23 protein-coding genes are annotated in these 20,597 nt (G+C 71.7%); 8 read left to right on the top strand and 15 right to left on the bottom strand.

Annotated elements, in window-relative coordinates:
• Window positions 1-8: 8 nt before the first annotated feature.
• Entirely contained in the window at window positions 9-1,451 is a 1,443-nt protein-coding gene (locus OG574_RS05350; protein ID WP_326772108.1) for a S1 family peptidase, read from the bottom strand.
• 248 nt (window positions 1,452-1,699) lie between these two features.
• Here OG574_RS05350 and OG574_RS05345 point away from each other — a divergent pair, with 248 nt between their 5' ends.
• Window positions 1,700-2,197, top strand: coding sequence for a peptidylprolyl isomerase (locus tag OG574_RS05345; RefSeq protein ID WP_100593257.1), 498 nt, complete (start codon window positions 1,700-1,702; stop codon window positions 2,195-2,197).
• A 171-nt stretch (window positions 2,198-2,368) separates the two neighbouring features.
• On the opposite strand, the gene OG574_RS05340 is transcribed toward OG574_RS05345, so the two are convergent.
• From OG574_RS05340 to OG574_RS05315, 6 genes are all read right to left on the bottom strand, one after another.
• Window positions 2,369-4,543 carry an FUSC family protein gene (locus OG574_RS05340; RefSeq protein ID WP_326778369.1) on the bottom strand — a complete coding sequence of 725 codons (2,175 nt, stop codon included), beginning with the start codon at window positions 4,541-4,543 and terminating at the stop codon, window positions 2,369-2,371.
• Window positions 4,544-4,801: 258 nt separating this feature from the next.
• Window positions 4,802-5,446, bottom strand: a complete 645-nt coding sequence (locus OG574_RS05335) for a hypothetical protein (protein ID WP_326772107.1) — start codon at window positions 5,444-5,446, stop codon at window positions 4,802-4,804.
• A gap of 41 nt (window positions 5,447-5,487) precedes the next feature.
• Window positions 5,488-6,051, bottom strand: coding sequence for a hypothetical protein (locus tag OG574_RS05330; RefSeq protein WP_326772106.1), 564 nt, complete (start codon window positions 6,049-6,051; stop codon window positions 5,488-5,490).
• Between the two features lie 157 nt (window positions 6,052-6,208).
• The gene (gene pstS / locus OG574_RS05325; protein WP_326772105.1) at window positions 6,209-7,297 is read right to left on the bottom strand and encodes a phosphate ABC transporter substrate-binding protein PstS; all 1,089 of its coding nucleotides are present in this window, start codon (window positions 7,295-7,297) and stop codon (window positions 6,209-6,211) included.
• A 251-nt stretch (window positions 7,298-7,548) separates the two neighbouring features.
• Window positions 7,549-8,337, bottom strand: a complete 789-nt coding sequence (locus OG574_RS05320) for a class II aldolase/adducin family protein (protein ID WP_326772104.1) — start codon at window positions 8,335-8,337, stop codon at window positions 7,549-7,551.
• Entirely contained in the window at window positions 8,334-9,314 is a 981-nt protein-coding gene (locus OG574_RS05315; RefSeq protein ID WP_326772103.1) for a C-terminal binding protein, read from the bottom strand. The genes OG574_RS05320 and OG574_RS05315 overlap by 4 nt, the downstream gene beginning before the upstream one ends.
• Before the next feature lie 225 nt (window positions 9,315-9,539).
• On the opposite strand from OG574_RS05315, the gene OG574_RS05310 reads away from it, so the two are divergent.
• The 3 genes from OG574_RS05310 to OG574_RS05300 all read left to right on the top strand — a co-directional run bounded on the left by OG574_RS05310 (window position 9,540) and on the right by OG574_RS05300 (window position 13,662).
• A complete protein-coding gene (locus tag OG574_RS05310; RefSeq protein WP_326772102.1) occupies window positions 9,540-10,436 on the top strand; it encodes an Lrp/AsnC family transcriptional regulator in 897 nt (298 codons plus the stop codon).
• A 178-nt stretch (window positions 10,437-10,614) separates the two neighbouring features.
• Complete coding sequence (locus OG574_RS05305; RefSeq protein WP_326772101.1) at window positions 10,615-12,270, top strand: amidohydrolase; 1,656 nt, start codon at window positions 10,615-10,617, stop codon at window positions 12,268-12,270.
• Between the two features lie 48 nt (window positions 12,271-12,318).
• Entirely contained in the window at window positions 12,319-13,662 is a 1,344-nt protein-coding gene (locus OG574_RS05300) for an MFS transporter (protein ID WP_326772100.1), read from the top strand.
• 48 nt (window positions 13,663-13,710) lie between these two features.
• On the opposite strand, the gene OG574_RS05295 is transcribed toward OG574_RS05300, so the two are convergent.
• From OG574_RS05295 to OG574_RS05275, 5 genes are all read right to left on the bottom strand, one after another.
• The gene (locus OG574_RS05295) at window positions 13,711-14,166 is read right to left on the bottom strand and encodes a cyclic nucleotide-binding domain-containing protein (protein WP_326772099.1); all 456 of its coding nucleotides are present in this window, start codon (window positions 14,164-14,166) and stop codon (window positions 13,711-13,713) included.
• Window positions 14,167-14,257: 91 nt separating this feature from the next.
• On the bottom strand, window positions 14,258-15,001 hold the full coding sequence (locus OG574_RS05290; RefSeq protein WP_326772098.1) for an ankyrin repeat domain-containing protein: 744 nt from the start codon (window positions 14,999-15,001) through the stop codon (window positions 14,258-14,260).
• Window positions 15,002-15,131: 130 nt separating this feature from the next.
• The gene (locus OG574_RS05285; protein WP_326772097.1) at window positions 15,132-15,836 is read right to left on the bottom strand and encodes a DUF305 domain-containing protein; all 705 of its coding nucleotides are present in this window, start codon (window positions 15,834-15,836) and stop codon (window positions 15,132-15,134) included.
• Window positions 15,836-16,492, bottom strand: coding sequence for a DUF3105 domain-containing protein (locus OG574_RS05280; RefSeq protein WP_326772096.1), 657 nt, complete (start codon window positions 16,490-16,492; stop codon window positions 15,836-15,838). The genes OG574_RS05285 and OG574_RS05280 overlap by 1 nt, the downstream gene beginning before the upstream one ends.
• A 130-nt stretch (window positions 16,493-16,622) precedes the next feature.
• Window positions 16,623-16,772, bottom strand: a complete 150-nt coding sequence (locus OG574_RS05275) for a hypothetical protein (RefSeq protein ID WP_326772095.1) — start codon at window positions 16,770-16,772, stop codon at window positions 16,623-16,625.
• Between the two features lie 145 nt (window positions 16,773-16,917).
• Here OG574_RS05275 and OG574_RS05270 point away from each other — a divergent pair, with 145 nt between their 5' ends.
• Window positions 16,918-17,130, top strand: a complete 213-nt coding sequence (locus OG574_RS05270; protein WP_326772094.1) for a hypothetical protein — start codon at window positions 16,918-16,920, stop codon at window positions 17,128-17,130.
• Window positions 17,131-17,166: 36 nt separating this feature from the next.
• Here OG574_RS05270 and OG574_RS05265 read toward each other — a convergent pair whose 3' ends face one another.
• Complete coding sequence (locus OG574_RS05265) at window positions 17,167-18,228, bottom strand: cation diffusion facilitator family transporter (RefSeq protein WP_326772093.1); 1,062 nt, start codon at window positions 18,226-18,228, stop codon at window positions 17,167-17,169.
• A 94-nt stretch (window positions 18,229-18,322) separates the two neighbouring features.
• Here OG574_RS05265 and OG574_RS05260 point away from each other — a divergent pair, with 94 nt between their 5' ends.
• Window positions 18,323-18,679, top strand: coding sequence for an ArsR/SmtB family transcription factor (locus tag OG574_RS05260; protein ID WP_326772092.1), 357 nt, complete (start codon window positions 18,323-18,325; stop codon window positions 18,677-18,679).
• Between the two features lie 41 nt (window positions 18,680-18,720).
• Window positions 18,721-19,185: an HIT family protein gene (locus OG574_RS05255; RefSeq protein ID WP_326772091.1), complete on the top strand. Its 465-nt coding sequence runs from the start codon at window positions 18,721-18,723 to the stop codon at window positions 19,183-19,185.
• Between the two features lie 19 nt (window positions 19,186-19,204).
• On the opposite strand, the gene OG574_RS05250 is transcribed toward OG574_RS05255, so the two are convergent.
• Complete coding sequence (locus tag OG574_RS05250) at window positions 19,205-19,732, bottom strand: cupin domain-containing protein (RefSeq protein ID WP_326772090.1); 528 nt, start codon at window positions 19,730-19,732, stop codon at window positions 19,205-19,207.
• On the opposite strand from OG574_RS05250, the gene OG574_RS05245 reads away from it, so the two are divergent.
• The gene (locus tag OG574_RS05245) at window positions 19,731-19,865 is read left to right on the top strand and encodes a hypothetical protein (RefSeq protein ID WP_326772089.1); all 135 of its coding nucleotides are present in this window, start codon (window positions 19,731-19,733) and stop codon (window positions 19,863-19,865) included. The two genes, OG574_RS05250 and OG574_RS05245, sit on opposite strands and share 2 nt — an antisense overlap.
• A gap of 169 nt (window positions 19,866-20,034) precedes the next feature.
• Here OG574_RS05245 and OG574_RS05240 read toward each other — a convergent pair whose 3' ends face one another.
• A complete protein-coding gene (locus OG574_RS05240; RefSeq protein WP_326772088.1) occupies window positions 20,035-20,577 on the bottom strand; it encodes a GNAT family N-acetyltransferase in 543 nt (180 codons plus the stop codon).
• Between the last annotated feature and the right edge of the window lie 20 nt (window positions 20,578-20,597).

Below are 20,597 nucleotides of genomic sequence, written 5' to 3'. Positions count from 1 at the left end.
CGAATCACCTAGGACCAGGCCCCGCGCCCCCGCCGTGACAGACGTGACGAGCGCATGGAGCGCACCGCCACGAGGGCGATCAGGCTGCCGCCGATGACCAGCAGGCCCGGGCCGATGCTGCGGGTGTTCACGACCCTGGAGATCGCGGCGACCGGGCCGGTGTCAGTGCTGGTTCCCGTGCCGGAGACGGTGCCGTCCCCGGTCTCGGCGGCCCCGCCCATGTTCGTGCCAGGACCCGTACCCGTGCCCACTCCCGTACCCGTTCCGCCCCCACCCGGAGCGCCCGCCTCGGAGCCTGCGGGAGGCGTGGACGGGGCTGAGCCGTCGCCGCCGGGCCGCGCCTGCCCGGAACCGGCCCCCGCCTCCGACCCGGCGTCCCCGGACGCGCCGGCCAGGCGTACGTCGAGGGCCGTCATCGCCGCTCCGACGGGCTGGAAGAACGTCGTGCCCCCGGCATCGCAGTTTCCGTTGCCGCCCGACGTCAGGCCCAGGGCGAGCCCGTCGGCGAACAGGGGGCCGCCGCTGTCGCCGGGTTCGGCGCACACCGTGGTCTGGATGAGTCCTGTGACCGTGCCCTCCGGGTAGTTCACCGTCGCGTTCAACGCCGTCACCCGGCCGGAGTGCAACCCCGTGGTGCTGCCACTGCGGAAGACCCGCTGGCCCACCACGGGATCGGTCGCCCCGGTGATGCGTACGCCACGGCCTCCGCCGATGGCGACGACGTCACTTTCTGCGTGAGGCACCCCATCGTCATAACGCACGAGGGAGAAGTCGTTCCCGGGGAACGTGCCGCTCACGGTGGTGCCCAGTGCCGTGGCGTCGCCGGGTCGTGCGAACCATGTCGTGCCGACCGGGCCGCAGTGCCCCGCGGTCAGCAGGAACGCGTCACTGCCGTCGGTCACGTCGAAGCCCGCCGAGCAGCGCCCGCCGCTCGCGAAGATCGGCGAGGCGCCGTCGACGCGGGTGGTGAACGTGCCACGGGTCCGCTCCATGCGGACGGACGCGCCGATGGCTTTGGCGACGTCGGCCAGCCGCGACCAGTCGGCGGCGGAGACGGTGGAGTCGGCCCGCACCACGACCTCGTTCGAGCCGTAGTCCATCGCCCACGCCGTACCGGCCACGCGGGGCGCCGCCCGCAGCGTCGCGGCGGCCGAGCGCAGGTCGCGCATGCTGTGGCGCACGACCTCGGCCCGCGCCCCGGCCCGCCGCACGTCCGCCGCGGCGCCCGCGTCGGTCACCGCGACCACCGTCCGCCCGTCCGCGCCGAGCCAGCTGCCCGCCGTACGGGCGGTGCCGAGCTGCGTCACCAGCCGTTCGCCCACCGGGACGGGCGGGCCGGAGGCGCCGGGTTCGCTCGCTATCGCGTGCGTGACCAGCAGGCTTCCGCAGAGCAGGCCGCCGACGGCAGCAAGGCGTGTGATCCGCCGGGCGGTGCGTCGCGCGTGCCTCATCCAGACTCCCCAACGTGCGAAACGGCGTACGGACAACAGGTCAACGACCTTGAGGAGAACGGGCGTTGAGAGCGCCGACCGGCCCGTCCCCTCGCTTCACGTACGTACGGGCGGGGCGCCTCGTTCAGCGGGGAGCGGCCCGGTCGCCGATGCGGGGGCGGGCCGAACGAGTGGACGCGCGGCCCGAGCGACCTGCGAAAGCCCGGCCCGAGGAGCGCACGGGTCATGGGGAGTGCAAGGATGTCGTCATGGCAATCAAGGCATATTTCGACATCACCATCGACGACAAGCCCGCCGGGCGCATCAGCTTCAACCTCTTCGACGACGTCGTCCCGAAGACGGTGGAGAACTTCCGCGCCCTGGCCACGGGCGAGAAGGGCTACGGCTACGCGGGGTCGTCGTTCCACCGCATCATCCCGCAGTTCATGCTCCAGGGCGGCGACTTCACCGCCGGCAACGGCACGGGCGGCAAGAGCATCTACGGCGAGAAGTTCGCCGACGAGAACTTCCAGCTCAAGCACACCAAGCCGGGCCTGCTCTCCATGGCCAACGCGGGCCCGAACACGAACGGCTCGCAGTTCTTCATCACCACGATCGTGACCGACTGGCTCGACGGCAAGCACGTCGTGTTCGGTGAGGTCGCCGACGAGTCCAGCATGGAGCTCGTCAAGAAGATCGAGGGCCTCGGCTCCCGCAGCGGCGCGCCCTCGGCGAAGGTCACCATCTCCGAGTCCGGCGTTCTCTGAGCCTGAAGTACGACGCCTGACCGCCGGCCACTCGAAAGCCGGCGGACGGACACAGCGACGGGCCGGGGCGGCCGATCAGGCCGCCCCGGCCCGCTCCATTCCCGCCTTCCAGAAACGCCTCAACCTTCAGCGCCTCAACCCTGAGCGCCTCACCGCTCAGCGGCTCACCCCTCAGCGCCGTCGCCCCGCGACCGGCACATCGAGCGGCCGGGCGAGACCCACGACTCCCTCGTCGAGTCGCTGGAGATGCCGCAGCACGCGGTAGGTGACCGTGCCCGAGCGCAGCGCTCCGGGCCCGTCCGCCTCCAGCATCGAGGCGATGCTCGCGCCCGCCTGGACCTCCCCGCCGGTCTTCTCGTCCCGCACATGCGCGTCGATCACGTCGATGTTGTGCGCGATACGCACCCCGGCCCGCTCGAGCCGCGGATCCGCCGCGATGGTCTTGCTGTACGGCACGAGCTCGGCCGTCGCCGCCAGAGAACGGGCGTGATAGGCGCAGGTCTCCAGGAGTGCCACCAGATAGCGGGCCGTCTGCCTGCGCACCCGCAGCGGCGTGATCGGGTGCGTCAGCGGCTTCGTGGAGGCGCGCAGATCGTCCAGGGCCGTGTCCAGGTCCCGCGCCTTGTCGAGGAGATCGACCGCGGGCCCGCCGCTGAGCTGCTCCACGGCCGCCGACACGACGTCACCGAGCCTGACCAGGACCGTACTGAGGAGTTCGTCGGTACGGCGGTCCGTGTGCACCGGCAGCACGAGCACCGCGGCGACGATGCCGCACGCGGCGCCGAGCGCCGTCTCCTCGATGCGCAGGACGAGCACGTCCAGGCTGTACGTGTTGAGGAGTGTGTAGAGCAGGCCCAGCATCGCGGTGACGAAGAACGACATCAGGGCGTACGACAGCGGCGCCGTGAAGAACATCGCGAAGATGAAGACCAGGACGAGGGCGAACGCCGTCCACGTGTGGTTGCCGACCACGCCCGCGAGCGCGACACCGGCGACCACGCCGAACACCGTGCCGAGAAGCCGGCGGTAGCCCTTGACCAGGATCTCGCCCGTGGACGCGGTGTTGAGGAAGACCACCCAGCACGTCAGGACCGCCCAGTACCAGCGCTGACTGGAGAGGAACTCGCCGCCGACGATGGCCAGGGACGAGCCCACCGCGACCTGGAACGCGGCCCGCGTGGTGGGCCGCCGGAGCCCGGTGCGGTCGTCCTTGTCGTCCTCGTCCTGCTCGGAGCTGGTGATCGCGAGGTCCTCGGCGTCGAGTTCCTCGCGGGAGCGCGTCGTCGCCGGGGAGTCGTCGGACTCGTCCTGCGGCCCGTCGAGGGCGACCCGCAGACCCATGACGGCGCGCGCCGCCTCACCGATCCCGCGGAAGACGTCCTGCACGGCGGCGGAGCCGCGCGGCAGATTGTCCTCGTCGCGGTAGGCGAGCAGCCGGTTGCGTACGTGCGCGACTGCCGTCCCGTGGTTGCCCGTCACCGGGCGGGCGACGAGCAGGTGCAGAGCGTTGAGGTCGCGGCGCAGGGTCGCCGTCACGTCGTCGTCGGCGTACAGGCGCTTCGACGGCTCCGGCACGGGCGCGTGCGGCAGATGCAGGGTGAGGGTGTCGGCACGCTCGGCGCTGCGGGCGTTGAGCAGCAGGACGCCGAGCCGTTCGGCCGCGATCTCGGCGTCGGCGACCCTGCGTTGCACGAGGGCGGCCGTGGCCGAGTCCCGGGTGCCTTCCTCCAGGCGGCCCTGGATCATCAGCGCCGTCTCGTGCAGCCGTGCGGTGCCCCGCCGCAGGTCGTCGAGGACCTTCTCCAGCTGGTCCGGCTCGGCGTCGAGCAGTTCCGCCTGCGTGCCCACCAGTTGCGCGAGCCGCGCCCTGAACGCGTCCCGCAGCCGGCCGAGCACGCGCTCCGGTGTCTCCGGTACGACGGCGAAGCGCACGACCGCGCTGCACGCGAAGGCGACGGCCAGCGTCGCGTACAGCCGTGGCAGCGACGACACCGTCGCGCTCACGAACAGGGAGACGAAGTAGATCTGAAAGCCGATCAGGCCCAGCGCGGTGCCGCGGTCCCCGAAGCGGCGGCTGTAGACGGCGCCGAAGATCAGGGCGATGAAGAAGAGGTCACCCGCGACGACCTGGTTGTGCAGCAGCGCGGCCAGCGATACCGCCGCAAGCGCCACGGGCAGGCCGAGGGCGAGGGTGACGGCCTGGCCGCGTACGTCCTTCTCCCTGATCGCGAACGTGGCCACCATCGCGGCCATGGCGCCGGCGACCATGTGCGTCACATCGGTGTGGAACGCCGCGAGAACGGCCAGGGTGAGCGCGATCGCGCCGACCGTCCGCAGTCCCGCCATCAGCCGCAGCAGCCCCGGATCGGATGCCACGAACCGGTCCCACGTGCCTCCGATCCTCGTCACCCGTGTCACTGCCCTCACTCTGCCGCACCCTCCTGATCCAGCCATGATCCGCGGACGCCTCAGCATCCCATGCGCGTCAACAGCGGTCCGAGGCCGGTCGTAGGAGGTGGGAGGCGGTACGGGACCTCGACGGCAGCGGTCTTCAGCCGTCCTGCGATGTCCGTAGCTGTCATCACACGTCGTCATATGTCGTCGTCAGATCGGGAGTCCGATCAGGCCACGGCCGCTCCGGGACGCCTCGGTCACGACCTCGCCCCAGTCGCGGAGCAGCATGGCGAACTCCTCGAAGTTCGCGATCCACCGCCCCGGACGCTCCGCGTGCATCGCGTACGGCTCGCGGAGCCCTTCGAGAAGGGGCGCGGCCACGGCCCACGCGCGCGCCAGGTCCGGAACCTGTTCCGGCGTACGGACGACGAGCAGCCGAGGGTGCCAGGGGTCCGGTTCGGCGGGGAAGAGCCCGACGGCCGGCTCGTCCTCCGTACCCGTACTCGTGCCCGTGTCGGCGTCATCGTCGAGGCCCATCCAGAACAGCCCTGCCAGGAACGCGTCGAGCGCGGCCCGCAGGCCGGGTTCGGCGAAGTCACGGACGTCCTCCCACGCCTGGCCGGCCCAGAAGTGCGGCTTGAACGAACCGAGCGTCTCGAAGAACTCGTACAGGGCGCACCACGGCATCTCGGGCCACCTCACCCACCCGTGCTCGACCCGCGCGGCCGCACCGCCACCGTCGTCGCAGCCGTCGTCCGGGTACGCGGCGTCCTCAAGCATCGCGAGGCGCTCAGCGGCAGGTATCCGCCCGAGGTGGTCCCAGTCGACGACGAGAACGGTGATGTCCAGACCCATGGGGAGAGGCTATAGACCGCGCGTGGGGGAGGGCCGGGCGCTCACCTCAGGGGCCTGCGCACCCACAGCTGCCTGTCGCGCGCTCCAGGTGCGTCGCCGGGGTCCGATGTGCCGAGATTCAGCCAGCCCCAGGAGCGCAGCAGCGTCGAGCCCGGCACCTCAGGGCCTGCGGGGTCCGGCAGGTCCACCGCGGCGACGATCAGATCGGTGTCGTGGCGCGTGAGGAGCCGTACCTGCAGGTCCGTCGCGACGCCGTGGCGCCGATGGGCGGGCAGCACCATCAGTTCGGCGAGGACGAAGGCCCGGCCGGACGCGGTGAGTTCCTCGAACTCGGTCGGCAGGTCACCCCGGAAGCCCGCCCACCAGTCACCGGTGCGGTCGGCCCGGAACCCGTACACGCAGCCGACGAGGCCGCCCGAGTCGGCCACCACCATGTCGAAGTCGGGACGCCGGCCGTGTTTCTCGAAGCGGGTCAGGAACCCCTGCCGGTCGCGGTACTCGGCCCCCGCGGCCCCGTGGTACGCCGAGACATACACGTCGGCGACGGAGTCTCGCTGCTGCTCCGCCTGCCACCGAGACAGCCGCCGCAAGTACACCTGAGCCATATGAGCCTCCCGTCAGGCCGCGGGACATGCCCGGGCTCAGCATGGTGACACTCACGGGCGACGAGGGGAACGGGGCGTCACGCACTGCCGCGCGAACTCCCGGTGACGTCAGGGTACTTGGGGCCGAGTGCGCTCGGACGGCGCGGTCCTGCGGCCGTCAGGACAGGGACTGCACGGTCTCCCGCACCTGGGTCGCGACCGTGTCCGGAAGCGGCGCGTAGTGGATCCGGGTCAGCGCCTGCTGGCCTTCGTCGCTCGCGGTGTAGGTCAGGAAGGACCTGAGCGCGGGGAGTGTGGCGGCCCGGTTGCCCTTGTCGCACACGATCTCGTACGTGACCAGGACGATCGGGTACGCCCCCGCGGCCGAGTGACCATAGCGGAACTTCAGCGACATGTCCTTGCCCTCGCCGGCGACACGGGCCGCGGCGATTCCGGCGGACGCGGACTCCGGCGACGGCGCGACGGGCTCCGCCGTGCCCGTGTCGATGCTGACGGTCGGTACCTGGCTGCTCGCGGCGAAGGACAGCTCGAAGTAACCGATCGACCCGTACGAGGAGTTGACCTGCGAGACGACACCGCTGGAGCCGTTCGCCGAGCCGCCGCCCTTGCCCTGCCACGACTTCTCCGCCGAGTAGGGCCAGGCGGCCGGGGCGGCTCCCGCGAGGTAGGCCTGCAGGTTCTGCGTCGTGCCCGAGTCGTCCGAGCGGTGCACGGGGCGGATGCGGGTCGAGGGCAGTTCCGCGCCGGGGTTGAGCGCGCGGATCTCCGGGGCGTCCCAGGTGGTGATCCGGGTGTCGAAGATCTTGGCGAGGGTCGCGGCGTCGAGGACCAGGTCGTCGACGCCGGGCAGGTTGTAGCCGACCGCGATGGGGCCGCCGGCCATGGGCAGGTTGATGGCCCGGCCCCCGGTGCACGTCTGCTTCGACAGCTCGACCTCTTCGGGCTTCAGCGCGCTGTCCGAGCCGCCGAACGCGGTCGCGCCACGCAGGAACTGGGCGGCACCGGCGCCCGATCCGAGCGGGTTGTACGCGATCTGGACGCCGGGGCAGGCGCGCTGGTACTGGTCGATCCAGTACTTCATCACGTTCTGCTGGGCGGTCGAACCCGAGCCGGGAACCTGGCTCTTGCCCGCGCAGTCGATGTCCGCCACGGGGGAGGCGCCGGCCGAGGACGCCTGACCGTCGGAGTCACCCGGGCCGCCCGCGCCGCACCCCGCGAGCAGGAGCACGGCCGCGAGGGAAGCCACGCCGGCCGGAGCGCTCCGCTTGATCACACGTCTGGCACGGGCGCTCTGCACTGTCGTTCCCCCTGGTGAAACCGCGATCGGAAGAACAGATGCTTGCCGACCATGGCGGTCGCGGGGTGACGCGCGGGTTAACTCCAGGCGAAGCACCACCGTACGAAGGGCGAGCGGGGCCCCAAGCGGGCCCCGCCGTCCACTTCCGCTGACGCTCGGTTCAGCTCCTGGTTCCCGCTCGGTCCTTGCTCGGTCCTTGTTCAGTCCTTGTAGTCGGGCGCGATCCGGTCGAGCAGGCGCAGCATTGCCGCCCACGCCAGCTCGTACGCGTCCTCGTCCTGGAAGTCCGAGTCGGCCTCCGCCTCGCCCGCGAGCTGCCGGGCGGTGTACTCGCACACCTCCGGCGACGGCACGGTCAGCGGGACGCCGCCCGCCTGTGCGGTGACCTGTATCTCGCAGGCCTTCTCCAGGTAGTACATGCGCAGGAACGCCTGGGCCGCGCTCCCGCCGACGGTGAGCAGGCCGTGGTTGCGCAGGATCAGCGCGGGGTGGCCGCCGATGTCGTCGACGAGGCGCTTCTGCTCGTCCAGGTTGAGCGCCACGCCCTCGTAGTCGTGGTAGCCGACCCGGTTGTGGAACTCCATCGACATCTGGTTCAGCGGCAGCAGCCCGCCCTGCTGTGCGGCGACGGCGCAGCCCGCCTTGGTGTGCGTGTGCAGGACGCAGTGGGCGTCCTCGCGGGCGGCGTGGATCGCGCTGTGGATGACGAACCCGGCCGGGTTGACCGGATAGGGGGTCGGCTCGACCGGGTTCCCGGACAGATCGATCTTGACCAGGTTGGAGGCGGTGATCTCCTCGAAGAGCAGCCCGTACGGGTTGATCAGGAAGTGGTGGTCCGGGCCCGGCAGGCGCAGCGAGATGTGCGTGAAGATCAGGTCGGTCATGCGGAAGTGGGCCACGAGCCGGTAGACGGCGGCGAGTTCGCGGCGCAGCCGCAGTTCCGTCTGCGCGGCGTCCTGATCGGTGGCGGGGGTCAGCAGGTCGGTCACGAGACGGCTCCTTCGAGGGTCGGGTCGACCACGGGCGTGAGCGGGCGGCCGGTGCGTTGCCAGGCGATGACGTTCTCGGCGGGAGCGCACACGTACGCGCGCTGCGAGGCGTCGGACAGGAACGCGCTGTGCGGGGAGAGCTGGATGCGCGAGTGGGTGCGCAACGGGTCGTCGGTGGGTGGGGGTTCGACCGGGAACACGTCGAGCGCGGCCCCGGCGAGGTGCCCGCTGTCCAGCGCGCGCAGGAGCGCGTCGGGGTCGACGAGTTCACCGCGCGAGACGTTCACGAGGAACGAGCCCGGCCGCATCCGGGCGAGAAGGGCCTTGTCCGCGAGACCGTGGGTCTGCGGGGTGAGGGGGGTGTGCAGGGACAGCACGTCGGCGCGGCTCACCAGCTCGTCGAGGTCGAGCCGGTCGACCTCGGTCGGCCAGCCGGCCGGGTCGGCGTGCGGGTCGAAGGCGGCCACGCGGCCGAAGACGGGCGCCGCCATCCGCGCCAGGGCCCGGGCGATACGGCCGAACCCGACCAGGCCGAGCGTCAACTCACTGGCCCGGCGCGGCAGTTCTCCGAACTCCGTGTTCCAGCCGCCGGTCCGCACCGTGGTGTCGGCGTGCGGCAGGTGGCGCACGAGGGAGAGGGTGGCCGCGAGTGCGTGCACGGCGACGTCCTCGGTGGCCGCGTGCGGCAGGTTGCTCACCCACAGGCCGCGCCGGCGGGCCTCGGCGGTGTCCACCATGTCGTAACCGGCGGACATCGTGGCCAGCATGCGCACCGTCGGCAGCCGGTCCAGGAGGGTCGCGTCCACCGGGGCGTAGCCGACGATCAGGGCCTCGGCGTCGTGCGCGGCAGCCGCGATCCTGGCGGGGTCGCGGCTCCCGACCACGCGGACCTCGAAGCCCGCGTCGCGCAGCAGGCGCGCGCCCGGCTCGACATCCAGCTCCTCGGGGTCGGTGAAGACCACCACCGGCTGACCCATCACATTTCTCCCCACGCTTGGAGCGACGAACTCAGGGTGACGAATGATTCGTCGGTCGCTTCGGTGTTGAAGTTACGTTTCGTCTTCCATAATTGTCCAGTCCGCATGAGACGGGCGTCCGTGATGGGCGTCACGGGTGTCCGGCACGCGTGTCCCCGTGGTCGACAATGGGCGCCGACCCCGGGTGCGGCCGTACCCGGGCAGCCGAGCTGAGGGGAAGCCCCGGTGGACCTGGACCACATCGACCTCGCCGTCGTCCGCGAGCTGCAGGCGGACGGCCGTCTGACGTACGAGACGCTGGCGCAGCGGGTCGGCCTCTCCCGGCCCGCCACCCGGGCCCGCGTCCAGCGGCTGCTCGAGGGCGGCGGTGTGCGTGTGGCGGCCGTCGTGCACCCCGCCGTCCGGGGTCTCACCGCGTCGGCGCATCTGTCGATCGGTGTCCGCGGACTGGCCGGGCCCGTGGCGCGCGCCATCGCCGCCATGCCCGAGGCGCCGTTCGTCACGCTCACCGCCGGCGGCTACGCGGTCATGGCCGAGCTGCGCACGAAGGGGATCGCCGATCTGGACCGGGCGATCGAACGCGTCCGCTGCCTGCCCGGTGTCGACGTCGTGGACCCGCTGATCTCCACCCGTCACCTCAAGGACCCGTATCTGCTCGCGGGCGAGCCGGCTGTCACGGAACTCGACGAGACCGACCAGCTCGTCCTGCGCGAGCTGGAGGCCGACGGCCGCCTCCCGTTCGCCGAGCTCGCCGAGCGGGTCGGCCTGTCGGCCGGTGCGGCCCGCGCGCGCACGCTGCGGCTCCTCGACGGCGGCGTCGCGAAGGTCCTCGCGCTGGTGCGTCCCGAACTCCTCGGCCTCGGCATCCTGTGCGGTTTCGCGGTGCGCGTCGAGGCGGAGCGGGATGAGGTCGCCGCGCGTCTCGCCGACCGCGACCAGGTCTCCTTCCTGTCCTCCTGCATGGGGCGCGCGGACCTGGTCGGCACGATCACGGTGGAGTCCCTCGCGGCGATCCGGACGGCCGTCGAGGACATGCGGGCCGTGAAGGGCGTGCGAGCGGTGGAGAGCTGGGTGCACCTGGAACTCATCAAGGAGCGCTACGAGGATCCGGCCGCCGAATGAGGCTCAGGCCGGATGATACGTAAGTGATGGCTCGCCTGAACTTACGAAAAGTTTCTCAGCGGTACATCTAGTCAAGTCAACGTCGGCTGCTTATCGTCCATGCGAACGAATCATTCGCCGCGCCTCTCTGTGCGCGGCTGCCCTCATGGTCGTCCCACGGTCGAAAGCAGGCCCCTTCATGCACCACCCCCTCGATGACGCCGACCGCACGCTCCTGGTGACCGGCGCGGCGGTCGCCGCCGCCGGAACCCCCGTACGCGCCGAGGCACTCGCCGTACGCGGCGGCCGCGTCGTCCTCGTCGGCACCGCCGACGAGGCGCGCGCCGCGCTCGGCGGCCGGATCGACGAGAGCCTCGAACTCGACGGCGGCCTCGTCCACCCCGGCTTCGTCGACGCCCACTGCCACCCCGTGATGTACGGACAGGCCCTGGCCTGGGTCGACTGCCGGCCCGAACGCGTCCCCGACATCGAGACCCTCGTCGCCGTCCTCACCGACGCCGCCCGCGAACTCCCCGCCGGAGTCCCCGTGCGCGGCTTCGGGTACGAGCACCGCAGGCTCGCCGAACGCCGCCACCCCACCTGTCACGACCTCGACCGCGTCGCCACCGACCGCGAGGTGTACGTCATGAACGCCTCCGGTCACGGCGGTGTCGTCAACTCCCACACCCTGCGCACCTGCGGCGTCACCGCGGGCACCCCCGACCCCGAGGGCGGCAGCATCGGCCGGCTGCCCTCCGGCGAACCCGACGGACAGCTCTGGGACGCGGCCTGCGACCTGCTCACCGGACCTGGCGGCGTGAAGATCGGCAACCACGGGCCGAACTTCCACCTCTCCGAACCCGACGCGATCATGGCCGATCACCTCCTGCGCGCCCAGGAGGTCTTCCTCGCCGCCGGCGTCACCACTGTCGGTGACGCCCAGGCCTCACGCCGCGAGATGGAGACCTACCTGAGGGCCCGTCAGGACGGTTCACTGCGCCTGCGCGTCTCCGCCTACCTCACCTCCGCGCTCCTCGACACCGCGCTCGACCTGGGCGTCGTGAACGGCTTCGGCGACGACCACTTCCGTGTCCAGGGCGTGAAGTTCTACGCCGACGGCACGCTCGGTGGCTGGACCGCGTACTTCCCCGACGGATACGCGGCGGACTGCTGCCACCACGGGCAGCTCTACCACTCGGCCGAGGAGTACGCCGAGCTCGTCGGCCGCGCCCACCGCGCGGGCCTGCAGACCGCCACCCACGCCCAGTCCCCGTTCGCCATCGGCATGGTGCTCGACGCCGTCGAGAAGGCGCAGGCCGACCGCGAGCGGCCCGGCATCCGCCACCGCATCGAGCACTCCGGTCTGCCCACCGACGAACAGATCGTCCGCATGGGCGAGTTGGGCGTCGTACCCGTCATGCAGCCCCAGCACCACCTTCGCACGGGCGATGGCACGCTCACTGCCGTCGGCGACCTCGGCCACCGCTACAACCCGGCGGGCACCTGCCTCGCCGCGGGCGTGCCCGTCGTCTTCAGCTCCGACGCGCCCGTCGCACCGCCCGCCCCCCTTGAGGCGATCTCCGCGGCGGCCACCCGGCGCACCGTACTCGGCACCGTCCTTGGCGACGCCGCGCTGCGCATGCCCGTCGCGGACGGCCTGCACGCGCACACCGCGGCGGCGGCCGCCGCCCTGCACCGCGAACACGCGGTCGGCGCCCTGGCTCCCGGCATGCTCGCCGACTTCGTGGTCCTCGACAGCGACCCGCTCACCGCGGACCCGGCCGAACTCGCCTCCATCGGCGTGCGCGAGACCTGGATCGGCGGCGCCCGCGCCTGGGCCGCCCCCGGCCGCTGACCCTCCGCCCTCCTCCCCTTCCCCGCCTCTCCTGTCCCCGGAGGCTTCATGCCGACACAGCCATCCGCCACCCGACAGAGCCCGTACAGAGCCGCCTTCGCGGCCCTCGCCGGCACCTCCATCGAGTGGTACGACTTCTACGCCTTCGCCACCGCTGCGGCGATCGTCTTCGACGACGTGTTCTTCCCGCCGGACATGTCGCCCTACCTCAAGACCCTCTCGGCGTTCGCGACCTTCGCCGTCGGCTTCCTGCTGCGCCCGCTCGGCGGCATCGTCTTCGGCCACATAGGCGACCGCGTCGGCCGGAAGAAGACCCTCGTCATCACGCTCATGATGATGGGCGTCGCGTCGTTCGCGATCGGCCTGCTCCCCACCTACTCCCAGGTCGGCGCGCTGGCCCCGGTCCTGCTCATCACGCTGCGCCTCATCCAGGGCATCGCGATCGGCGGCGAGTGGGGAGGCGCCGTACTGATCGCGGTGGAGAACGCCCCGCCCGGCAAGTCCGCGTTCTTCGGCTCGTTCGCCCAACTCGGCTCATCCGTCGGCGCGTTGCTGTCGACCGGCGCCTTCAGTCTCATGAATCTCTTCGGCGACGACGCGTTCATGAGCTGGGGCTGGCGCGTGCCGTTCCTGGCGTCCGCGGTCCTGGTGATCGTCGGCCTCGTCGTACGGGTGAAGCTGGAGGAGTCGCCCGTCATGTCCGAGGTGCGCGAGGAGCACGCCGCCGCCGAACTGAAGCTGCCCGTCGTGGAGGTCTTCCAGAAGGCGTGGCGAACGGTCCTCATCGGCGTCTTCGCCCTGGCCACCGCGACCGGCGGCTACTACGTCGTGACCAGCTTCCTGCTCTCGTACGGCACAGGTGACCTGCACCTGTCCGAGTCCATGCTCCTCAACGGCCTCACCCTGGCAGCCTTCCTGGAACTCCTGGTCACGCCGTGGCTCTCCTGGCTGGCGGACCGGGTCGGCCCGCACAAGGTCGTCATCGCGGGCCTGGCCGGCGTGATCGTCCTGTCGATCCCGCAGTTCATGGCCCTCGGCACCGGCAGCGTCGTCCTGATCTGGCTGATGATGCTGGCGATGCGCCTGGTGATGTCCGCGCTGTACGGGCCCATCGCCTCGATCCTCGCGGAGGGCTTCGCCCCGCACGTCCGCTACACCGGCATCTCGCTGTCCTACCAGATCTGCAACATGGTCTTCGGCGGCCTCGCGCCGCTCGCGGCGGTCTCCCTCGCCGCGGCGGCGGGCGGCCACTACTGGCCGACGGCACTCATGCTCATGGCCATCTCGGCCGTCGGCATCTGGTGCACGGCCCGACTCCGGCACCTGCGGGTGCCGCAGCCGGGAGAGGGTCTGTCCGCGGTGACGGAACGGGAGGTGGCGAGCGGGGTCTGAGGGCGGCTGCGGCGGTGCGCGGCCCGGGCGGATCGGTTGCGGCCGGTGTCAGATCGGTTGCGTCCGGTGGATGGAGTACTGCTCCATGAGCTTGGCGCGGGTCGCCCCGAGCCGGTACGCCAGGATCTCGGCGACGGTACGGATCAGGGTCATGCCCAGCGCTGGATCGGTCTCGCAGAGGTCGCGCACCGCCTGCGCGTCGAACTCGTAGGCGCGCACGGGGCTGAACGCCTCGGCTCCGAAGTCCCATTTGTGCGGCGGGAACAGCCATGACCAGCCGAGCAGGTCACCCGAGCCCAGCGAGGCGACAGTCACCTTTCTGTGCTCGGTGACCTGCTGGTCCAGAGAGACCGCGCCCGAGCGCACGACCCAGAACCGGTCGGCGATGTGGCCCTCCTCGAAGATCCGCTCGTCCTCGTCGAACGACACCTCCTTGGCGAGCGTCATCAGCCGCTCGCGATGCTCGTGAGGAAGGGCGGTCAGCAGTCGCGTCGCGTTCGTCATGGAACAGGCCTCCTCGCCGAGGTTCCCCAACCTCCATTGGAGCCGCCACGGGCCGATTGAGCACCCCGGGAGCGGCACCGAATCGCACGGATTACGTGGAGTCACCCACCGGCTTCGCTGCGACAGCGGAAAGCCACTCGACGACGTCCGTGGCCCCCTGCTCGCGCGCGACGTCCAGAGGCGCCTTGTCGCCGTAGCCGACCCGGCCGGGATCCGCCCCCAGTCCGTACAAGTACTGGGCGGTGGCCAGGCGGCCGCCGTGACAGGCGCACCAGAACGCGCCGGCCACCTCCTCCGGCGTCGGCGGTTCCCCGGCGGTCCCCCAGGCCATGACCCGGTCGATCAGGCCGAGCGACGCGGCCTCCTCGAACGTGACGTGGGCGCCGTGCTCCACGAGCCGGAACGCGGCGCGCCACTGCCCGAAGGCGCAGGCGTCGGCGAGGGGCGTGCCGTTGCCGATCACCGCGCCGGGCGCCTCGATGTCCGCGCCGGCCGCGACGAGGGCATCGACGGCGGCGACGTCGTCAGTGCTCGCCGCCCAGTGCAGGGGCGTCTCGGTGTGTGCGCCGGAGAAACGCGCGTCGGGGTCCGCCCCGGCCTCCACAAGGGCGGCGATGACCTGGGCACCGTTGGGGAAATGGCCGGGCCAGTCGGTCGCGATGTGCAGCAGTGTGCGGATCCCGGAGCAGTCCGGGCGGGCGGTCTCCGCGATCGCGGTGGAGGCCAGCCCCGGGTGTTCGGCGAGCAGGCGGCGCAGCGCCGGCACGTCGCCCTGGCGGATCGCCGCCGTGACCGCGACGGCGATCGGGTCCTGCGAATCGAGCGTGGTCGTCATGGGGGTGCCTTCTGCCGGGGCGGGGTGATCCTTCACTGCAGGTCGAGCGTCTGTCGAGGGTCGGGCGCACCGCCATTCTGGCAGTGCCCGAGAGGGCCGTCCCGCGGTCGGCGGGACGGCCCCGACCGCGTCAGCGAGGCGCCGAACCGCGCGCCCGCAGCAGGTCGGCCATGAGCGTCATCTCCGACTCCTGCGCGTCTACCATGCCCTGCGCGAGACTCCGCTCCACCGGTACCTCGCACTGCTGGGCACAGGCGCTCGCCATGTCGATGCCGCCCATGTGATGCGCCGTCATCAACTGGAGGTAGAGCACCTCGGCGTCCTTGCCCTGAGCCTTGCGCAGCCGGTCGAGTTCGGCGTCGGCGGCCATCCCGGGCATGAGCGCGCCGCTGTTCGCGGCACGTCCGTCGTCCCCGTGGTCATGCTCGTGGCCGCCGCCCATCCACGCCATGTAGCCGCCGTCCGGCGAGACCTTCGGCAGCCCCCACAGATCGAGCCAACCCAGCAGCATGCCGCGCTGGTTGGCCTGGGTGTTGGCGATGTCGTACGCGAGCCGGCGCACCTCCTCGTCGCCCGTGCGGTCGCGGACGATGAACGACATCTCCACCGCCTGCTGATGGTGGACGGCCATGTCCCGGGCGAACCCCGCGTCCGCGGAGCCCACGGCCGGCGGCTCGGCCGAAGACGGCTTCCCGGCGCCACTGCCCGGGGTGGCCAGAACCCACAGGGCCAGGGCGAGGGCGACGAGGACGGCCGCGCCCACGAGGAGCAGCCGGACGGGAGCGGGCCGCCCGGCCGCCTCGCCGGACCTGGCCGTGTCCGTCGAGGCCGTCATCAGCTCCCCTCCAGGCCGTTGGTGCAGGCGGCGCCGGGCTCGGGGGTCTGCGCACCCTGCACGTACTTGGTGAAGAACTGCTCGACCCGCGGGTCGGAGGCCTTGTCGACAGTGAGCTGGTGGCCCCACGCGGACAGCATGATCGGACCGGCCTGGCCGTCGACCGGACTCATCAGCGAGTAGGGCGTCTTGGCGACCTTCTCGCCGAGCTCGGCGACGTCGGCGTCACCGGCCTTGCCGTTGTACGTCACCCAGACCGCGCCGTGTTCGAGGGAGTGCACGGCGTTCTCGTTCGGTATGGCCTTGGTGTAGACGGTGCCGTCGCACGTCATCCAGGCCTGGTTGTGGTCCCCGCCGACGGGCGGATCCATCTTGTAGGTGACGGCCTTGGTGACATGGTTGCGGCCGAGCTTCTTGGCGTCCCAGCTCTTCTCGCCCCGCACGGGCTTCTTCGCCGCGGCCGTCTGCTGGTCGTCCTTGTCGTTCGCGCTGTTGATGGCGTACGCGCCGAAGCCGACGAGCCCGGCGACGATGACCGTGCCGAGGGTGATCGTGATGACGCGGTTGCGCCGGTCGCGGGCCTGCTGGGCGCGGCGCATCTCGTCGATACGGGCCTTGCGTGCGGTGGCCGCGGCCTTCTTGCGGGTTCTGCTCATGGGTATGACTCCTCACCGCCGCGCGGTGTGTGGCGCGGCGGTCCTGCGGTACGGGAAATGTCGTGGTGCGCGCGAGCGCGCGTGCGGCGGCACGGCGGGGCGTCGGACGCCGCGCCGGCCCGACATCGGCCTAGGTCCGCTGGACTTGGAGGACGTGGAGATCGGGGGCGGTGCCGGAGGGTGGGAGGCCCGAGGCGCTCGGGGCCGGGGCTTCCGCCATCGCGGCGGCGGGCATACGGGGCAGCACCGCCGGATGCGGCTGGGCGGGAGCGGAGAGCACGGCGCGTACACCCCGGGAGACCGGGTCGCAGCACCTGTCCCCGTCCGGACAGGCGCTCCGGCGCGCGACGGTCTCCGCAGCGTGTGGGTGTGCGGACCGCACGTGGTGCTGAGCCGCGACACCAGGCGTAACAGAAGTGACAGAGGTGACTGAGGCAACTGAGGTGACTGCGGGAAGCGAGCTGTCCGTCATGCCGCCGGTGCCGTGGGCGGCAGGGCCCAGGCACATCACCAGCGCCGCGAGCAGCACGCTCAGCGCAGGGCAGAGCGCCGCGATCCGCGTGGCCCACCACGCGCCGCGCCTCGCACGCTGCGTCCTGCTTCCCGTCATCACCGGTGATGCTAAGCGGTGCCTGTGAGTGCTCTGTTGACCAGGGGGCGCAGAACGACGGCCTCTACGCGGCGTGGTGGGCGAGTGCCGCGTGCGGGTCGGGCACGCCGGGGACGGGCGCCGGGTCGGCGTGCACCAGAGCGCCGGTGAGCTTGGGGACGGCGTGCAGCAGGGCGTGCTCCGCGGCGACCGCGACCTCGTGGGCGGCCCGCACGCTGAGCGCGCCGTCGACGACGATGGCCACCTCGGCGCGCAGGCGGTGCCCGATCCAGCGCATTCGCAGCTCACTGACGGCCAGCACTCCCGGTACGTGCCCCAGTGCGTGCTCGGCGCTGTCCACGACGGCCGGGTCGACGGCGTCCATCACCCGCCGGAAGACCTCACGGCAGGCGTCGCGCAGCACGAGAAGGATGGCGGCGGTGATGGCCAGCCCCACGATCGGGTCGGCGAGCCGCCAGCCGACGGCTGCGCCGCCCGCCCCGATGAGCACGGCGAGCGAGGTGAACCCGTCCGTACGCGCGTGCAAGCCGTCGGCGACCAGTGCCGCGGAGCCGATGTCACGGCCGACGCGGATGCGGTAGCGGGCGACCCATTCGTTGCCGAGGAACCCGATCACGGCGGCCGCGGCCACGGCCGGCAGATACGTGATGTCGCGCGGGTTGAGGAGCCGGTCGGCGGCCGTCCACGCGGCGAACGCGGCGGAGGCGGCGATGGTCAGGACGATGACGAGCCCGGCGATGTCCTCGGCGCGCCCGTACCCGTAGGTGAAGCGGCGGTTGGCGGCCCGCCGGCCCAGGACGAAGGCGATGCCGAGCGGCAGCGCGGTGAGGGCGTCCGCCGCGTTGTGGACCGTGTCGCCGAGCAGCGCGACCGATCCCGAGAGCACGACGACGACCGCTTGGGCCGCCGCGGTCACGCCCAGTACGGCCAGCGAGATCCACAGGGCGCGCAGGCCCCGGGCCGAGGCTTCGAGCGCCCGGTCGGTCTTGTCGGCGGTTTCGTGGGAGTGGGGGGTGAGGACGTGCGCGAGCCGGTGCCGCCACCGGGCCGCTCCGGACGCGGGGCCGTGCTCGTGACCGTGGTGATGCGTGCTGTCGTGGGGTGCGTGTCCGTGCTGAGGGCTCAAGGGTCGGGCCTTCCTGGACAGGGGGCGGAGGGGAGGGGCCGGGGGACAGGGGTCGGGGTGGACACCGGAAGGCGTCTCGCTCCATTATGTGCGTATGAGCGCACGCATGCACCTGTCACCTGCGCACGGTGTGCACCCGCAAGACCCGAGCGGCGAGCAACTGGCATACGCCGCCGACCTCCTCGGCCTCCTCGCCGACCGCACGCGTCTCGTACTGCTGCACACGCTCGGCAAGGGCGAGGCGGACGTCACGACGCTCACCGAGGCGTGCGGCGCGGCTCGCCCCGCCGTCAGCCAGCATCTGGCGAGACTCCGTCTCGCGGGCCTGGTGACCGTCCGCAAGGACGGCCGCCGCATGATCTACGCGCTGCCCGACGGGCATCTGCGACGCCTGGTGAGCGAGGCACTGAACCTCGCGGACCATCACCTCGGACGCCACCCCCTTGCGTAAGGGGGTGCGAGGCCGCGGATCGGGCTCCTAGGATCCCCGGCATGACGGATCACGACTGCTACCCATGCGGCAAGGAAGCGCAGTTCGCCGGTCTGCCGCCACGCGAACGCATCGCCTTCGACGAGCACTGGCGGGTGGTCCACGCCATCGGAACGGCGCTGCCCGGTTGGCTGGTGCTGCTGCCGCGACGCCACGTCACGGCCGTCCACGACCTCACTGACGCGCAGGCCGCGACGCTGGGTGTCTGGCAGGTCAGGCTCTCCCGCGCGCTGCGGAGCGTGACCGGCTGCGAGAAGACCTACGTGGCGCAGTTCGCGGAGGCCGAAGGCTTCTCGCACGTGCACTTCCACGTAGTGCCCCGACTGCCCGACCTCCCGCAGGAGCGCCGCGGTCCCGGCGTCTTCGCGATGCTCGGCCGGCCGGAGGGGGAGTGGGTGACGGACGGTGAGGCGGACCGGATGGCACGCGAACTCCGGGCTCATCTCCGGCCCGATCCGCCTCTGTGACCGCGATGGTGGTGTAGCGTCAGTTCTCTGCCGGGGAAGGGGAATCCTGGTCGAGTACGTACAGCTCCGGCAGGTTCACGACGATCGCCTCCTGCGTGCTGCGCGCGATCACCACGACCGCTTCCTCGTCCGGGCTCGGGTTCTCCTCGCGGTGCGGGACGTAGGGCGGCACGAAAATGTAGTCCCCCGGTGAGGTGCGCAGCCGGATCTCTACAGGGGTGCCGCTGGAGTCGTCCAGGAACACGAATTCCGGGTGGCCCTTCACGACATGGATCGCCGTCTCCGAGGCGCCGTGGTGGTGATTGGAGGAGGCGGTGTCGGGGGCCACGTGGGTCTGGCCCATCCAGATGCGCTCGGAGCCGACCGTACTCCCGCTGATCGCCGCGAACCGCCGCATGCCGCCGGTCTGCGCGGTGTCGCCGTCCAGTTCGCCCGCGCGGATGTGGTGGAGCCGGGCCCGGAGCGGCAGCGGCTCGTCGTGGTCCGGAAGGTCGGGGTGGAACGCGTCGCGCTCGGGGGAGTCGCCGGCGTGTGAAGGTGTGGCCATGGCAGTCCTGCTCGTCGTGGGCGGGCCGTCGGCGGTGGCCCGGCGCGGGATGCGGCGGGCGCGCACCGGTGTGGTGGGTGTCGAAGGCGACGGAGGCAAGGTTGCTCCCGGCTCGCTCGATGCCGAGCCGTGAACGCTCAAGATCCACGGCCGACCGTAAAGAGCCGGACGAACGGATGTCAAGGTTTGTCCGCTGCCGTCGCTTCGGGTGCTGATCGCCGCCGGAGCCGCGTCGTGCGGTGGCCCGGCTGGGGTGGCTGATGGGCCGGACCTTGAAGCCCGTGCGGCTTCCTAATGCGCCGTCAGAAGTCCGTGGGATGCGAGGAGTTCATAAGCTCCGAGGGTGCCACGTACGCGCGCATCCGGGCGAGCCGGCCGTCGGCGGTTGTCCAGTCGGCGGTGGACGTGCCGGCGTACCGCCAGCCCGCGCGCTCGTAGAGCCCGATGGCGGCGCTCGCGGCCGTCTCGACCTCCAGGACCGGTGTCTGCCCGCGGGCGGCGCCGGTCCCGATCGCCCGGTCGAGCAACAGGGCAGCCACCCCGCGCCGCCGGGCGCCGGTGCTGACGAAGAGCCGTGCCACGGCCACCAGGCGCCGCTCTGGCAGCCCCGCAGCAGAGGCCAGGTCAGCTCCCGGCGGGGTGAGCGCCATGTGCCCGACGACATCGGTGCCCGCCACGACGACCCATGCGTCGGTCATCCCGTGCGGGGTCAGCCAGCCCGCCGGATCGGCGGGCCAGTCCACCGGATAGCGGTCGGCCGCCTGGACCCCTGCGAGCGCCTCGACGCAGCTGGGCAGGTCGGCGTCGGCGCGCGGGCGCACCGTGAGTTCGTTCGTGTCCGTCATGCCAGGGATCCTGGCATCCG

Origin of the sequence: Streptomyces sp. NBC_01445 (assembly GCF_035918235.1) — a bacterium.
In the GTDB taxonomy this organism is placed as follows: Bacteria; Actinomycetota; Actinomycetes; order Streptomycetales; family Streptomycetaceae; genus Streptomyces.
The sequence above is the reverse complement of the archived record's forward strand: the minus strand, read 5'-3'. Positions and strand labels throughout refer to the sequence as shown.

Bases quoted from the DNA above. Each gene is read 5' to 3' on its own strand.
- OG574_RS05350 (WP_326772108.1), bottom strand. From the start codon at position 1,451: ATGAGGCACGCGCGACGCACCGCCCGGCGGATCACACGCCTTGCTGCC.
- OG574_RS05345 (WP_100593257.1), top strand. From the start codon at position 1,700: ATGGCAATCAAGGCATATTTCGACATCACCATCGACGACAAGCCCGCC.
- OG574_RS05340 (WP_326778369.1), bottom strand. From the start codon at position 4,543: ATGGCGGGACTGCGGACGGTCGGCGCGATCGCGCTCACCCTGGCCGTT.
- OG574_RS05335 (WP_326772107.1), bottom strand. From the start codon at position 5,446: ATGGGTCTGGACATCACCGTTCTCGTCGTCGACTGGGACCACCTCGGG.
- OG574_RS05330 (WP_326772106.1), bottom strand. From the start codon at position 6,051: ATGGCTCAGGTGTACTTGCGGCGGCTGTCTCGGTGGCAGGCGGAGCAG.
- OG574_RS05315 (WP_326772103.1), bottom strand. From the start codon at position 9,314: ATGGGTCAGCCGGTGGTGGTCTTCACCGACCCCGAGGAGCTGGATGTC.
- OG574_RS05305 (WP_326772101.1), top strand. From the start codon at position 10,615: ATGCACCACCCCCTCGATGACGCCGACCGCACGCTCCTGGTGACCGGC.
- OG574_RS05300 (WP_326772100.1), top strand. From the start codon at position 12,319: ATGCCGACACAGCCATCCGCCACCCGACAGAGCCCGTACAGAGCCGCC.
- OG574_RS05295 (WP_326772099.1), bottom strand. From the start codon at position 14,166: ATGACGAACGCGACGCGACTGCTGACCGCCCTTCCTCACGAGCATCGC.
- OG574_RS05290 (WP_326772098.1), bottom strand. From the start codon at position 15,001: ATGACGACCACGCTCGATTCGCAGGACCCGATCGCCGTCGCGGTCACG.
- OG574_RS05285 (WP_326772097.1), bottom strand. From the start codon at position 15,836: ATGACGGCCTCGACGGACACGGCCAGGTCCGGCGAGGCGGCCGGGCGG.
- OG574_RS05280 (WP_326772096.1), bottom strand. From the start codon at position 16,492: ATGAGCAGAACCCGCAAGAAGGCCGCGGCCACCGCACGCAAGGCCCGT.
- OG574_RS05260 (WP_326772092.1), top strand. From the start codon at position 18,323: ATGAGCGCACGCATGCACCTGTCACCTGCGCACGGTGTGCACCCGCAA.
- OG574_RS05255 (WP_326772091.1), top strand. From the start codon at position 18,721: ATGACGGATCACGACTGCTACCCATGCGGCAAGGAAGCGCAGTTCGCC.
- OG574_RS05245 (WP_326772089.1), top strand. From the start codon at position 19,731: ATGGCAGTCCTGCTCGTCGTGGGCGGGCCGTCGGCGGTGGCCCGGCGC.
- OG574_RS05250 (WP_326772090.1), bottom strand. From the start codon at position 19,732: ATGGCCACACCTTCACACGCCGGCGACTCCCCCGAGCGCGACGCGTTC.
- OG574_RS05240 (WP_326772088.1), bottom strand. From the start codon at position 20,577: ATGACGGACACGAACGAACTCACGGTGCGCCCGCGCGCCGACGCCGAC.